Below are 15,078 nucleotides of genomic sequence, written 5' to 3' on the forward strand. Positions count from 1 at the left end.
TTAGTTTCTAGGTAGAGTAAAGTGCAACTATATACATTTAACGTATTGTTAAAGTTACTAATAATGAAGAGTAAATCCAGTGCTATTGGATATGGCAACGCATGAATGCGTAATCACTGGAAAAGGGAGAGTAAAAAATATGTTACCTGCATTAACCTATCAAAGTAGTATTGATAATAGCGTACTATCGTATTTAACCGCATTATTCGATGCTGGTTTTCAAGGTGATATTGAACAAAGTTATGCTAGTCGGTTAGCGGTTGCAACTGATAATAGTGTCTACCAGAAGTTACCTCAAGCTGTGGTATTACCTCGTAATATTGATGATCTTATTCTTATTGGGAAGGTTGGTTGTCATGATGATTATCAGAGTGTTACATTTTCTCCTCGCGGTGGCGGCACGGGTACAAATGGACAATCACTAACATCAGGAATTGTGGTTGATCTTTCCCGTTATTTAAATCAAATATTAGAGATTAATATTACGGAAGGTTGGGTACGTGTTCAAAGTGGTGTCATTAAAGATCAACTTAATGATGCTTTACGGCCACATGGCTATTTCTTCTCTCCCGATCTTTCAACCAGTAATCGTGCCACTATTGGAGGCATGATTAATACTGATGCTTCTGGTCAAGGCTCATTGAAATATGGCAAAACGTCTGATCATGTCTTGGCATTGACCGCGGTATTAGTTGATGGCTCTGTACTCAATACTGAGCCATTGAATGATGAACAAATACAAGCATTGGACAATTCTGCATTGGTTGATCATGCGATTCAGACAACAGCTCAAATTTGTCGAAATAAACGCCAACAAGTAGTTGATAAATTTCCACAACTTAATCGGTTTCTTACCGGCTATGATTTGAAAAATGTTTATGATGACCAACTTCAAAAATTTGATATTGCACGGTTATTATGTGGCGCTGAAGGATCTTTAGCTTTTATAGCAGAAGCAAAATTAAATATTACACCGATTCCAAAGTCTCGTACTTTAGTGAATATTAAATATGATAGTTTTGATTCGGCATTACGTAATGCTTCTATGATGGTAGATGCTCTTGCATTGTCTGTTGAAACCATTGATTCCAAAGTTTTGAATTTAGCGAAACAAGATATTGTTTGGAATACTGTTGAAAGTTTATTAACCGATGTTGAAGGAAAAACCATGTTAGGTATTAACATGGTGGAATATGCAAGCAATGACATTGTTGAGAACCAGCAACACGTTGCGGCATTGTGTCAGCGACTTGACCAACTAATAGCAAATCAACAAGCAGGTGTTATTGGTTATCAAGTTTGTGATGATTTAGCCAGTATTCAAAAAATGTATACCATGCGAAAAAAAGCCGTGGGTCTATTAGGTGCTGCAAAAGGCACTAAAAAGCCGATAGCATTTGCTGAGGATACTTGTGTACCGCCTGAAAACTTAGCCGATTTTATTGCTGAGTTTAGACAGTTATTGGATGAGAAAGGGCTTAATTACGGCATGTTTGGTCATGTTGATGCAGGCGTCTTACATGTCCGTCCTGCATTGGATATGTGCGATCCTCAACAAGAATTGTTAATGAAAGAAGTATCAGATCAGGTGGTTACATTGGTCGCTAAATATGGTGGTCTAATGTGGGGTGAACACGGTAAAGGATTCCGTTCTGAATATGGTCCTGCTTTTTTTGGTGAAGAATTATTTACCGAGCTACGTCGAATTAAAGCGGCGTTTGATCCCCATAATCGTATGAACCCAGGTAAAATTTGTACACCACTTGGTAACGACAGTGAATTAGTAAAAGTTGATAGTGTGAAACGGGGTTTTTATGATCGTCAAATAGCGGTCACAACACGAGATAGTTTTAAACAAGCTATGGAATGTAACGGTAATGGTTTGTGTTTTAACTATGACACCAGTTCACCAATGTGTCCTTCAATGAAGATTTCAGCTGATCGTCGCCATTCACCTAAAGGACGAGCGGGGTTAGTACGTGAATGGCTAAGGCAATTAGCTGAGCAGGGAATCAATGCTGATGAACTAGAACAACAGTTATTAACCACATCTCCAATAATCAAACAGATTATTGATCGTTTAAAAAATACCTATGGTTCTAATCGTCATCGCTATGATTTTTCTCATGAAGTCATGGAAGCGATGAATGGTTGTTTAGCGTGTAAAGCGTGTGCTAGTCAATGTCCGATTAAAGTTGATGTACCAAGCTTTCGCTCACGATTTATGAATATCTATTACAGCCGTTATCAACGTCCGGTAAAAGATTATTTAGTGGCATATGTTGAAAATATTTTACCACTAATGGCGAAAGCACCAGTCATCGTAAACAGTGTGATCAGGCCACAATGGTCGAAAAAGTTAACCTTAAAGACTATTGGTTATGTTGATATGCCTTTATTGTCAGTGCCAACTTTAGCTGAAAGTTTAAGTGGTCATCATGTGTTATGTTTTGACATGTTATGGTTACAAGCTTTATCAGATCATGAGCGAGAAAATTACGTTCTGGTAGTTCAAGATCCTTTTACTAGCTTTTATGATGCGCAAGTTGTACGTGATTTCATCCATTTAATTGAAAAGTTGGGTAAAAAGCCGATTTTATTGCCATTTAAACCCAATGGAAAAGCACAACACGTAAAAGGGTTCTTAAAAGCGTTTGCAAAAACGGCGACATCAACGGCTGATTTTTTAAATCAATTAACGGTATTAAATATACCTATGGTAGGTGTCGATCCTGCTTTAGTGCTGTGTTATCGCGATGAATACACTGAAGTGCTACAGCAAGGCCGAGGTAAATTTACAGTTTTAACCGCACATGAATGGTTATTGCCATTATTACAACAAGTACCTCAAAGACCAGCATTAAATGATAAGCCCTGGTACCTGTTTGCCCATTGTACGGAAAAAACTAAACTACCTAATGCGGAAAAGCAGTGGGGGGCTATTTTCACACATTTTGGTGGTGTCATGGAATCGGTGCCAGTGGGATGCTGTGGAATGGCGGGTACATTCGGTCATGAAAGCGATAAATTAGAAGCGTCAAAGAGCGTGTTTAATTTAAGTTGGAAAGAGAAGATTGATCAGTATGATCCTACTCGCTGTATGGCGACTGGTTATTCATGCCGCAGTCAAGTTAAGCGACTAGAACATATTCAATTTAAACATCCAGTACAAGTGTTGTTACAGTTGGTTGATCTCTAAATGTGACGCTGATGAGCACCGTATAAATAATAAAAAAAGCGAGCTAATGATGAGCTCGCTTTTTTATCTTCAATATTAGTGTGAAAAACTTAGCTTACTGAACGGTATTCGTTGTCAGGACATAACCAACGGTATACAACACCCGCAATTGCCGCACCAATAAGAGGAGCTACCCAGAACATCCATAGCTGTGATGTTGCCCAATCACCAACAAATAATGCAGGGCCAGTACTACGAGCAGGGTTAACTGAAGTATTTGTTACTGGAATACTGATTAAGTGAATCAGTGTTAGTGCTAGACCAATAGCAAGGCCAGCCATTTGTGGTGAAGCAAGTTTATGTGTAGCACCTAAAATTACGAATAAGAACATGAATGTCATTACTACTTCAGTAACAAATGCTGATAGTAAAGAGTAATGGCCAGGAGAATGGGCACCGTAACCGTTAGAAGCAAAACCATTGGCAAGATCAAAACCAGCTTGACCACTTGCAATAATATAAAGCACACCAGCACCAGCAATACCACCAAGTACTTGTGATGCAATGTAAGGAATAACGTCACCAGAAGGGAAACGACCGCCAGCCCATAGACCAACAGTAACGGCAGGGTTTAAGTGACAACCTGAGATATGACCAATTGCGTATGCCATTGTCACGACGGTTAAACCAAATGCTAGAGCAACACCTAAAAATCCAATACCTAAATCAGGGTATGCTGCAGCTAATACTGCACTACCACAGCCACCGAGTACTAACCAACCGGTGCCAATAAATTCAGCAACTAATTTTCTCATCATAAAGCTTATTTCCTTTTAAATTACGATTAAGGGTACGTTAGAAAAGATAAACAACGAATGGTATAACTTTCTTCTTTACTCTTGTAACGGCTGAATGCTTATACTTAGTCCGTCACTGCTATTGTTACGTTATTACATATATGCTAGGTCGTTTTTAATCGTTATTTAGTATCATTAATGACACTGGTGTTAGACGACCTTATTTGCGGCGCACATATTGAATTAAAAACGCTGTGCAATCTAGCCTGTAGTTGAAGATTTAACTATAAATTATTTTATTAAATGATAATTTATTCTCATAGGTGTTGGTTTTTTTCTGAAAATTTATTTATAGATGGGAATAAGTCTAGCAATAAATGGCTGTTTGTCAGGTATATTTACCATTATTTTAGATATTACGCTTAAAATGTGAGTATTTTATAGATCTATGCTTAAGTTGTATTTATGTGATTAATTCTGCTGCTATAAATGTGAATATTCAAAATTAATCGCCTTCATCAAATAAATAGCTTTCTAATTGTTCGGATAACCATTTTACAACTGTTCCGCGTCGAGACTCATTTTCAACAACTTCACCATATGATTGCCAATTCATGGCTTTATTATACTTAATCACTTGAAGGGTGCCTTCTCGTAGGTGTTGCTTAATGAGAATTGCAGGTAAAGATGACCAACCCGTTTGATCAAGTACGGCATCACGTAAGTGTTCGTAAAAAGATAAAGCGATATATTTCCCAGCCTTAGGGGTTACAATACGTAAGCTTTCTTCATCAAAATAAGCGACAGCAATTTCAGTGTAACGCTCGAGATCTGCATCATTTACTTTTCGAAGTTGGCTTAGAGGGTGGTCTTTGTGAGCGACAGACATCATCCGTATTTGGCCAAGATCTGTTTGTTGTAGTCGTGAAAAAAGATGTGTATTAGGTAATAAACCATAAGCAACATCAACAAGATTTTGCGCCACCATCTCTTCTAATTCTTGTGTTGGCGCACTATAAATTGACACACTTGTTTGTGGAAATTGAGTGCGTATTTGGCGTAATAATTGACGCCATAATGATTCTGGTAATGAATCATCGCGTGCAATACGAATACTGGCTTCTACTCCTACATTATATTGTTCACATCGTGTATGAATATCTCTAGCGATTAAGATAATACGTTCAAAATCATTAACAGTCGCTTCGCCAATAACGGTTGGAGTAATGCGGTTACCACTGCGGTTTAACAATTCAACGCCTAAACTATCTTCTAATGAACTTAATGCTGCACTGACTGTGGTTCGACTTTTTCCATGTCGACGAGCGGCTTCGGCAATTGAGCCTGTTTTTATCGTTGATAAAAACATTTCAATCTGAGCTATTTTCATTGATGGCACCAATGTAATAAATGTTGTGATATAGGGAAGTATAATAACGCTTATTAGCGACGATAAATTCGACGCTCAGTGATTATAGTATTAATAGAAGTGGTTGTATCATCTTATTAGTTTCACAATTAAACAAAAAACGACGAAAAATTTGTCGATTGAGGTCTATATGTCTAGTTCAATGCAACAAGAGCGCGGTTTACTCCTGTTGTCTACCGTGTCATCGTTTACTTTTGCTATTTTAGGGATTGTGCTTGGGTCACTTGTTGGTTCTTTAGTGATTATTTTTGATGGTGCATATTCTTTAGTAAGCTTGGCGTTAACCATGTTATCTCTGGGTGCCGCGCATTATCTTCATAAACCTGAAATAAATAAAGATAGTTCGCAAGTAGCAATGATAGCACCAGCTGTTATTGCGATTAAAGGCTCAGTTATTGCTTTAATGTGTATTTGGTCTTTCTATTCAGCTGTTGAAGCTATTTTGGCTGGTGGTCGTGATATTAATGCGGGTGTTGCTTTAGCTTTTGGTATGATCAGTGTTGTGGGTTGTTATGGCACATATCGTTATATCAAAATCAAAAGTAAAAATATCTCATCAGTATTAGCTGATGCCGAAGCTAAACAGTGGGTCATGGATACCGTGATCAGTGCTGCTGTATTAATGGGTTTTGTGGTCGCGAAAATTTTAATGATGACTCAATATGCACATTTAGCTGTTTATGCAGATCCTACAATGGTGATTTTAGCGTCTATTTATTTCATTATTGTTCCTGTGAAAATGGTACGTCAAGCAACCAGTGAACTCATGGATATTTATAGTCATCCAGATCTTGTTCATGCTCAGCATATTAAATAAAATTTGATGAATAAAAAAGGCCAACATAATTGTTGGCCTTTTTTATAATATTAACGTCCCAGTAATAGAGTATTTTCTATTTCTCGATAATGTTGTGCTGTATTAATTAATGAGGTTGCAGTTAAACCAGGCACTCCATATATTTCTACGATGGTATTGTATTTGGTCTGTACTTTATCAACCAATAAATCAAAATCACCATCGCCAGATAATAAAATAATACGATCAACATCTGCAGCATGTTCTAGCACATCGATAGTGATTCCAACATCCCAGTCACCTTTCGCTGAGCCATCACTGCGTTGAATAAATGGCTTTAATTTAACGTCAAAACCAATTCCCCGTAGGATATTTTGGAATTGGCGCTGTTTTTCATCACCTTTATGAATAGCGTAAGCATAAGCTGCAATAATTTCGCGGCCTTGTGATACTTCTGCCCAAAAAGCATTGTAATCAAAATTACAGTGGTACTTTTCTTTAACGGTGTAATAGATGTTTTGGACATCGACAAAAATAGCAACTTTTTCCACGAGAATCCTAAAGAGTTTAAATAACCAGTTTGTTATGGTGGACAAACTGGCTATACATTACAACTATTATTAATTAAATAATCATATGTATGACTATTCTCACTATTTATTGGCTGATGATTGATTAATATTGCCATTGCGTAATGTTTGTAATACCTGTTCTTTCGGTCCGTCAGCAACAATATGACCATGTTCCATAACGATTAATCGATCCACTACATCCAGCATTCCTGTCTTATGGGTGATCAGGATTAATGTCTCATCTTGCTTCATTTGACGTAACTGCTGTTTAATGTACATTTCTGAACGATTATCCATACTACTTGTTGGTTCATCCATAATAAGTACTGGGGGCTGGCTAAGAAATGCACGCGCTATAGCGATGGCTTGACGTTGGCCGCCGGAAAGGGCATGACCACCTTCACCCACTTGTTTTTCTAAACCCGCAGCATCATGCTGAGTGAATGCGGTTACTCCTGCACGTTCTGCCGCAAGTAAAATTTCTTTATCTGTTGCTAATGGCCGTCCAAGTATAATGTTATCGCGAATTGAACCAAAAAAGAGAGTAATATCTTGTGGCACACAACCAATATTACGTCGAATATCAATATGATGTAATTGGTTTATATCCGTATCATCAACGCGAACAGATCCTTGTTGAGGTTGATATAGTCCCATTAATATACGTTCAAGACTGGTTTTTCCTGAACCAATACGACCGATAATGGCCACTTTTTCACCAGGGTTGATTGTGAAACTGATATTTTTTAATGCCGCTTGGGTTGCATTTGGATAACTAAATGTGACGTTATCAAATTCTATTTTTCCTCGAATAATTGGACGATGAATATAGCGTTTACCTTCTTCTTGCTCTAGTGGCATTGCCATTAATTGCTCAATAATGGTCATGGCTGATTTAGCTTGATTATAACGGGTTGATAGTAGTGCGAGTTGTACCATCGGACCAACAGCACGACCACTTAGCATCGTTGATGCTATTAATCCACCCATGGTTAGATCACCGTTAGCGATTAAATACACACCAACAACAATCATTGCGACTGATACAAATTGTTGTAAAAATCCTGCGGTATTTTGAACTGAATCTGTTAAACGACGAGATTTTAGTCCCCAGTTTGAAATATGGGTAACGGCTTCTTCCCATCGATATTGAAACTGGCTTTGTGCCCCAAACATTTTGATGGTTTCTAAACCAGATAAACTTTCAATTAAGTTAGCGTGTTTTTGGGAAGCTAAACGCGATCCTTCCTCAATTGTACGTCGTAATGGACGTTGAATAAGATAACTATAGATAACCAAGATTAAGACTGCAATAAGTGGAACTAATGCTAGGGGTCCAGCCATAACATAGATTATAAATAAGAACAGTAGTGCAAATGGTAAATCGATTAATGATGAAACCGTCGCCGAGGTGAAAAATTCACGAATAGATTCAAATTCTTGTAAATGACGAGCAAAAGCACCAACGGAAGCTGGCTTTGCTTCCATACGGATGCCCATTACTTTGCTATATATTTTTGCTGAAATTAAAAGATCTGATTTTTTTCCTGCCAAATCAATAAAATAACTTCTTAATATTTTTAAAACGAAATCAAAAATAAAAATAATGGTAATACCAATAGCAAGCACCCATAAAGAATCAAATGCAAGATTGGGTACGATTTTGTCATAAACCAAACGAGTAAATAATGGTGCAGCAATGGCGAACATGTTAATTAAAATAGAGGCAATAAAGACATCACGATAAATACTGCGTGATTCCCACAAGGTGCTCCAAAACCAATGGCCTTGACGTGTTTTTAGAATCTCGGGTGAGCGTTCATCGTAACGAAAACGTTTTTTTATTAAGAATAAATGGCCACTGTATTGCGCATTTAATTCATCAATATTAAGCCATTGTTCTGAGCCATCATTTTGTGGCAATACAACTTCAGCTTCTCTTTTTTCTTTATCAATACTGAGGATGACACAAGCATCTCCACCTTTTAGTAATGCAATGATAGGAAAGAGTAATGGTGATAGTTGAGTAAGATCTAGCCGTGTTTGTTTGGCTTGAAGACCGGCTTTTTCTGCTGCTCGAGGTAATAAAAATGGAGTAAGTAATCCGTCAGTGAGAGGCAGATCTGCAATTAATGCATCTGGTGAATTTGCTTGGCCGTAGAAACGACTAATATAAACAAGTGATTGAAGTAATGGATCTTTCATGTTATTTCCCATTAACTAACTGAGCTGTGATATAACCTTGGAAACCTTGGATCTTTAGTTGTGTTAACTTTTCTTTTTGTTCAATCGTTTCTACACGAGAAGCAATTGTCAGTATTGATAAGTTATTGGCACTACGTGTTATTGACTCTAAAACATCGGTTTTTACTTGATCATCTAATTGTGATGTATAAGCAAAATCCAATTTTACATAGCTAGGTCGCAGTTTATTCAGATAACCTAGAGAGCTAAAATTGTGACCATAATTATCAATACCAAATTGGAACCCGTTTTGGCGAATGATTTCACAAAGTAAACTGGTGTTATCGATATTTTTAATAAAACAAATTTCAGGTAATTCAAATAAAATGTTTTTTTTCATTTGAGGGTTAGATTGAAGTTTACTGTTAAGCCAACGAATAAAGCCCGTATCATTAATACTACTTTGAGTTATATTAATGGCGACAGGAACTGATTTTGTTTGTTTGGTTAATTGGTTAAAAATAGTATCAATGACATAGCAATCAAATTTGGTGCCTTCATTGAGTTTTTCTATTGCAGATAAAAATTGCCCGGCATTAAAACGGTGCTGGCCTTTTTTAATGTAAGCAAACATCTCTTTATGAATGACATTATTATTGCTATCAACAGCTTTTTGGAACGTAAAATGAAGTAGGTTATTTGCAATCGCTTCTTCAACTAATGTTTTCCATTGTTGTTTACCCATTGCTGGTATTGTTTTGTTCTTATTACTATCTAATAGCGCAATCGGCTCTTTAACTTGTTGGCGTGCTTTATTTAGGGCGTTGTCAGCATGAGCAAGTAATGCGGTAATAGTTAATGTAGCAGAGCAAACGACAATACCAACGGCAGCTTGAAGCGGCACAATACCCAGAGGATCTGAGTTTAGTTCTGATGTCATATAGAGCATGCATCGCCCCGTTTCCATAAGGTCATCTTCAGAAGCATTAGGGGCAATAAGGATAAACTCAGATTGATTTAAACGGGCGATCGTAACATCATCCGCTGACAATTCTTTTAAGCGTTCTGCAAGTTTTAATACGAGCAGATCACCTGACTCATAACCTGATTGTTGGTAACTATTTTCTATGGTGTCGGACTTTAATAAAATGATGCCACCACTTGGCTTACCAAGTAACCATGATTGAAGTTTAGTGATTAAATAGCTACGGTTAGCTAATCCAGAAACAGGATCTTGATAGGCACGAACTCGTAATGAATCGGCTTCTTGGGCTTGTTGTTCAAAATGCTGCTGCAACTGAACATTCATTGAATTAAAAGCGGTAACCAGATCAATTAATTCACGAGTGTGAGGTTCTGGTAGCGGATCTGTGAAATGGTTAAGTGCCATTTCTTGTGCACTTTTTTGAATTTGTTTTAGAGGCTTTAGTACTTTATTGAGAACGAATGCCAGCACAATTGCACCGAATAATAGGCAAGCTATAAATCCAAGCACTAATTGAATAGTTGCATTCCATAATTGGATATAGGCTGATATAGGGCTGCTAGTAACTGAAATGTTGGCAAGTTGTAACCAACCACTGGTTAAGGTTCTTGTTTGAGATATGCTTTCAATATGCACTAAAGATTGAAACCAATAAGGAACATTATTCGTGATTTGCGGATAATGACGAATAATCTCTTTGTTAGAGTCTAATAACGTTAGTTTTACTTGGTTGTAATAGCCAGAGTCAAAAGTTGCATTGATAACGGACTCTGCAGCAACAAAATCTTTTGCTTTGATGTATGGCGATAATGCAAATCCAATTGAGCTGACAACATTATTAAGTTCTGTTGATTGTTGCTCTATTAAATAATTTTTTGTAGTCTTAAATTGAATCGCAAACACAGCACTAGTTAGTGAAAATAATATAACTAGCATCCACAGTAGAAGTTGTCGGTAAAGAGTCATTGTTATTTACTCATTAAAAAATGTTTCGTGGGTGATTGAGTTTTATATTTTGTGAACGGTTACGTAAATCATTCCAAAGACTTAGACGTGAAGCATTACCTGCTATTTTTCCTTGTCCTTTTTGTTTCATTAGCCATAACTTACTACCGTTAAAACTGTATATTGGTAATAGATCGTTACGCTGAGAGGCGGATAGAATATCCCCTTTGAGATTATCTAAAATTAGTGGTATAGCTGATGGTGTTGGATAATAAGTCACAACCATGTGAAATTGGTTAAGTTCAAGCGCTTTTACATACACTAATCTAAGCTTATTATCATCAATGCCAAGTTCAAGTAGTGCTTGGTATTTCGCGATACTAAAATCTTCACAATCCCCAGCACCAATGCCAACAAATTCATAAGGCGTTGCCCAATAATCATCTTTACCCCATAGCTTTTGATCGCTAATAAAAACAAATTGATTAAAAAAATCATTAACAGTACTAAGTTTTTGACGCTCAGTTAAATGCTGTGATTTTTGGATAAGCTTACGCCAAGCGATTGCACGTTTCCCCGCACGTTCACCATAAAATTGTTTTATTTTTTCTATTTGGTACATGTTATTAGCAGCAGATACATTTACTGCTAATAACATGCAAACTAGCCATAATATTGTTTTTTTCAATAGTTGTTATCTGTTTAGTTTTCACGGACGGTATAGACGGTCCATTCTTTCACAACATTTTCTTGATAGCCAACAACTTGCGCTACAACACGGCGACTTAGGGTGTTGCTTTCTTCTATGTCATAAGCCATAACGGGATCACTGTCACCAAACCCGATCGTTTTAATTCGCGATGATGTAATACCATGATTAATTAATGCTTGGCGGATAACACTTGCGCGACGCTTTGATAAGGCAATATTGTAATCAGCATTACCCACAGGGCTAGCATATCCTTTAAGTTCGATATGTGTTTTGGGATATTTCACCAAAAATTCGCTCATTTTATTGATGTTTTGCATATAATTTTCAGGAATTTCTGAAGAGTCATTTGCAAATAAGACATGAATCTTATTTTCTTCTGAGCTATCAATATAGCTTGGGCAACCATCATTATCGACGACTGCATCAATAGGCGTTTTAGGGCAGTGGTCTCGTTGGTTAATAACACCATCACTGTCGTTATCAAATAAATTTTTAGTTTGCTTAGCAATGGGAGGGTGAGGCACTGAAAGTGAGCAGCCAAATAATGATAGTGCGAGTAACCCAATAATTGTGTATTTCATGTTTTGTTCCTTTATTTAGCTGATTGTACCCAAGACTGAGGTATTTCAACTCGCATCTCACTAAGAATTAACCCTGTTGCATTTAACACGCGGTATTTTGCCAAAATACCATCGTACTCGGCACTTAAATAGGCTTTGCGTGCTTCAAATAATTCGTTTTCAGTATTCAGTACATCTAATAAAGAACGTTGACCAATCTTAAATTGTTTTTCATAAGCAATAACGGTACGGGCAGAGGCATCAACATGTTCTTGTAAGAATATTTTTTGTTTTTTTGATAGCGTTAATGCACTCCATGAAAGGCGTGTTCCTTCCTCTAACATACGGTGAGCACGATCTCGAACATCTTTAGATTTATTGATTTGATAAGCTGCTCTGCGTGATTTTGCGACGTCACTCCCACCGTTAAAAAGGTTATAACGCATTTTTAGCATTGCTTTTAATTCATCGGTATCACCGGCTGAGCCATTAAGATCTTGTCCCCACTCTTGTGAGGCTTCAATGCTAAATGAAGGGTAAAAAGTACCTTGTGCTTGTTTATATTGATATTCGGCAGCATTAATATCATTTGATGCGATATATACGACAGGATTACTTTTTTGTGCTTTTGCAAGAGCATCATCTAAAGATGTTGGTAAATAGTTACTATCAACTTCAGGTTTTACTAGATTGACAGGATAGGCGCCAACAATACGCACAAAAGCAGTAATCTTATCTTGAAGATTACTTTCTGCGGCTAATAAATTGGTATTAGAACTTGCTAAACGGCCATCAACTTGCGCCAAATCTGCCGTCGAACCAATCCCTGCATCTGCACGTTTTTTTATATCAACGTACATTTTTTGATGCACTTTGAGATTAGATTGTGACAAGGTTAAGACATCTTGAGCATGAAGAACATTGAGGTAAGCTTCTGTTGCTTTAAGTGCTTTATCTTGCGCATCGGATAATAGTTGATAACGTTGAGCTTCTGTTTCTGCTTTATTACGTTGAATATCGTTATACGTAATAGAACCATCCCAAATTAATTGGCGAATATTTATTTGAGCACTTTGAGGATTGTATTCCCCTGATGGACTTTTAGCTTTGTAATCGTCGCGTCCAATACCTGCCTCTAGATCTACTGAGGGCAAATAATCTCCTTTAGCGGCATTAATTAATTGATGCTTACTTTGAAATTCATTGTAAGCGCTTTTTATATCAGGGTTGGTTGAAAGTGTCTCGGCAATAGCCTGTTCTAATGACTGCGCCATTGCGGGCACCGCCAACCATTGAGCGCCGATTAATAAAGCAATATTTCTTAAAAGGTATATTTTTTTCATTTAATTATTCTCTTAACGCCGTTTGACTCGCTCTAAGGACAGGTTTCAATAGGTAATCAAGTACTGACCGTTTGCCTGTAATGATATCTGCTGATGCTGTCATTCCCGGAATGATAGGTAATGTTTCGCCATTAGGACCTTTAAGGCTGCTTGCATCAGTGCGAATTTTTACCTGATAAAAGCTATTGCCTTCTTTATCTTGGATCGTATCGGCACTGATTGTTTCTAATGTTCCTTTTAGCCCCCCATAATTAGTAAAATCATAGGCACTAAATTTTATGATTGTTGGTAGCCCTGGTCTTAAAAAACCAATGTCTTGTGGGGCTATTTTTGCTTCAATCAATAATGTGTCTTCTGTGGGGACAATTTCTACTAATGGCATCCCCGGTTGAATAACGCCGCCAACGGTATTGACGTATATTTTTTGAATAGTGCCATTAACTGGAGAGATGACGGTGGTACGCTTCACGCGATCTTTTAGACCCACTTGCGTTTCTGTCATACTCGATAATTTATCACTGGTTTCATTCAGTTTAGCTTGAATTTCTGAGCGGAATTGCAAAGCAATATCTATATATTTAAATCCAGCTTCTTGAATAGCGGCTTGGGTCACGGGGATTTGTAGTTTAGCTGAATTCAAATCTCGTTTGGTGTCATTCAGGGAGCGTTGTAGCTTTAATAATTCAATGCGAGGTACTACACCTTCATCAGCTAATGGCTTAGTGATGTTGTATTCTTTTAAGGCGATATTATAACTATCTCGAAGATTAGTGACTCGAGAACGCGTTTCGGTAAGTTCTCGCTCTTTCTGTGATGCTTGTTGTGAGGCAACAGATAGTTGGTTTTCTAGATTATTTAATTTGCCTGAAAATTGGTTAAGTTGTCGCTGTACTAATTGAGTATGTTTTTTCTTAAACTCAGCACTGAAAACTGGAGGTAATCTAGTGACACTAACACTTTTTCTCCATTGGGTATTCTTCGTGTTTTTATTGATGGTAACACTGGCAAGTAAGGCGTTAAGACGTAATGAATCCGCATGCGTTGCTGCAAGACTCTGTGTTTTTTCTTCAAAATCAGATTTAAACTGAGTGTCATCAATGAGTAATAAAGTTTGACCTTTTTTTACTGCTTGGCCTTCTTTAACTAAAATTTGTTTAACAATTCCGCCTTCAAGATTTTGTACAACCTGTAGTTGTGATGACGGAATAACCTTACCCGAGCCTGTAGTCACCTTATCTAACTTTGCCAAAGAAGCCCAAAAGATAGCAATAAAGAAGAATAACACCATTACCCATAAAATTATTCTGGCATTTCTAGGAGTATTTAGTAGTAATGCGGCTGATTTATCATCAATAAAATCGAGATCATTGGTTGATATCGAGATGGCTTTTTTACTCATATAAAAACCTATATACCTAGAAAGAACGGCTGATAAATGACATTAGCTTAAAAACAGCGTTGATTTGGCTCAGCGAACGGCCACATTGCTATAATTACAGCAAATAAAGATAGATATATTTGCCGTAGTATTTAACGCTTTAAGTATAAATAATTTCAGCGATATATATAACTAATAT

General features: G+C 37.2%; 11 protein-coding genes. 2 read left to right on the plus strand and 9 right to left on the minus strand.

Annotation, left to right across the window (positions count from 1 at the left end; translation table 11 throughout):
* Positions 1-139 precede the first annotated feature (139 nt).
* A complete protein-coding gene (locus ACJZU6_RS07205; RefSeq protein ID WP_408900878.1) occupies positions 140-3,199 on the plus strand; it encodes an FAD-binding and (Fe-S)-binding domain-containing protein in 3,060 nt (1,019 codons plus the stop codon).
* A gap of 89 nt (positions 3,200-3,288) precedes the next feature.
* Here the strand turns inward: ACJZU6_RS07205 and aqpZ are convergent, their stop codons facing one another.
* Both aqpZ and ACJZU6_RS07215 read right to left on the minus strand, forming a co-directional pair.
* The gene (gene aqpZ / locus ACJZU6_RS07210) at positions 3,289-3,993 is read right to left on the minus strand and encodes an aquaporin Z (protein WP_199190742.1); all 705 of its coding nucleotides are present in this window, start codon (positions 3,991-3,993) and stop codon (positions 3,289-3,291) included.
* A gap of 487 nt (positions 3,994-4,480) precedes the next feature.
* The gene (locus ACJZU6_RS07215; protein ID WP_080157789.1) at positions 4,481-5,365 is read right to left on the minus strand and encodes a LysR family transcriptional regulator; all 885 of its coding nucleotides are present in this window, start codon (positions 5,363-5,365) and stop codon (positions 4,481-4,483) included.
* 169 nt (positions 5,366-5,534) lie between these two features.
* On the opposite strand from ACJZU6_RS07215, the gene ACJZU6_RS07220 reads away from it, so the two are divergent.
* Entirely contained in the window at positions 5,535-6,221 is a 687-nt protein-coding gene (locus ACJZU6_RS07220) for a cation transporter (protein WP_080157788.1), read from the plus strand.
* 50 nt (positions 6,222-6,271) lie between these two features.
* Here the strand turns inward: ACJZU6_RS07220 and ACJZU6_RS07225 are convergent, their stop codons facing one another.
* From ACJZU6_RS07225 to ACJZU6_RS07255, 7 genes are all read right to left on the minus strand, one after another.
* Positions 6,272-6,751: an NYN domain-containing protein gene (locus ACJZU6_RS07225; RefSeq protein ID WP_080157787.1), complete on the minus strand. Its 480-nt coding sequence runs from the start codon at positions 6,749-6,751 to the stop codon at positions 6,272-6,274.
* Between the two features lie 102 nt (positions 6,752-6,853).
* Positions 6,854-8,977 (minus strand): type I secretion system permease/ATPase, encoded by a 2,124-nt coding sequence (locus ACJZU6_RS07230; protein ID WP_408900879.1) that lies wholly within the window; start codon positions 8,975-8,977, stop codon positions 6,854-6,856.
* Between the two features lies 1 nt (position 8,978).
* A complete protein-coding gene (locus tag ACJZU6_RS07235) occupies positions 8,979-10,907 on the minus strand; it encodes an EAL domain-containing protein (RefSeq protein WP_408900880.1) in 1,929 nt (642 codons plus the stop codon).
* Positions 10,908-10,920: 13 nt separating this feature from the next.
* Positions 10,921-11,544 carry a transglutaminase-like cysteine peptidase gene (locus ACJZU6_RS07240; protein WP_107275725.1) on the minus strand — a complete coding sequence of 208 codons (624 nt, stop codon included), beginning with the start codon at positions 11,542-11,544 and terminating at the stop codon, positions 10,921-10,923.
* A gap of 44 nt (positions 11,545-11,588) precedes the next feature.
* Complete coding sequence (locus tag ACJZU6_RS07245) at positions 11,589-12,179, minus strand: OmpA family protein (protein WP_408900881.1); 591 nt, start codon at positions 12,177-12,179, stop codon at positions 11,589-11,591.
* Between the two features lie 11 nt (positions 12,180-12,190).
* Positions 12,191-13,501, minus strand: coding sequence for a TolC family outer membrane protein (locus ACJZU6_RS07250; RefSeq protein ID WP_408900882.1), 1,311 nt, complete (start codon positions 13,499-13,501; stop codon positions 12,191-12,193).
* A 4-nt stretch (positions 13,502-13,505) separates the two neighbouring features.
* On the minus strand, positions 13,506-14,900 hold the full coding sequence (locus tag ACJZU6_RS07255) for an HlyD family type I secretion periplasmic adaptor subunit (RefSeq protein WP_408900883.1): 1,395 nt from the start codon (positions 14,898-14,900) through the stop codon (positions 13,506-13,508).
* Positions 14,901-15,078: the final 178 nt, after the last annotated feature.

This window comes from Photobacterium piscicola (genome assembly GCF_046058925.1).
In the GTDB taxonomy this organism is placed as follows: domain Bacteria; phylum Pseudomonadota; class Gammaproteobacteria; order Enterobacterales; family Vibrionaceae; genus Photobacterium; species Photobacterium piscicola.

Excerpts from the sequence above, each read along its gene's own strand:
- ACJZU6_RS07205 (WP_408900878.1), top strand. The coding sequence starts at position 140 with ATGTTACCTGCATTAACCTATCAAAGTAGTATTGATAATAGCGTACTA.
- aqpZ (WP_199190742.1), bottom strand. The coding sequence starts at position 3,993 with ATGAGAAAATTAGTTGCTGAATTTATTGGCACCGGTTGGTTAGTACTC.
- ACJZU6_RS07215 (WP_080157789.1), bottom strand. The coding sequence starts at position 5,365 with ATGAAAATAGCTCAGATTGAAATGTTTTTATCAACGATAAAAACAGGC.
- ACJZU6_RS07220 (WP_080157788.1), top strand. The coding sequence starts at position 5,535 with ATGTCTAGTTCAATGCAACAAGAGCGCGGTTTACTCCTGTTGTCTACC.
- ACJZU6_RS07230 (WP_408900879.1), bottom strand. The coding sequence starts at position 8,977 with ATGAAAGATCCATTACTTCAATCACTTGTTTATATTAGTCGTTTCTAC.
- ACJZU6_RS07235 (WP_408900880.1), bottom strand. The coding sequence starts at position 10,907 with ATGACTCTTTACCGACAACTTCTACTGTGGATGCTAGTTATATTATTT.
- ACJZU6_RS07240 (WP_107275725.1), bottom strand. The coding sequence starts at position 11,544 with ATGTTATTAGCAGTAAATGTATCTGCTGCTAATAACATGTACCAAATA.
- ACJZU6_RS07245 (WP_408900881.1), bottom strand. The coding sequence starts at position 12,179 with ATGAAATACACAATTATTGGGTTACTCGCACTATCATTATTTGGCTGC.
- ACJZU6_RS07250 (WP_408900882.1), bottom strand. The coding sequence starts at position 13,501 with ATGAAAAAAATATACCTTTTAAGAAATATTGCTTTATTAATCGGCGCT.
- ACJZU6_RS07255 (WP_408900883.1), bottom strand. The coding sequence starts at position 14,900 with ATGAGTAAAAAAGCCATCTCGATATCAACCAATGATCTCGATTTTATT.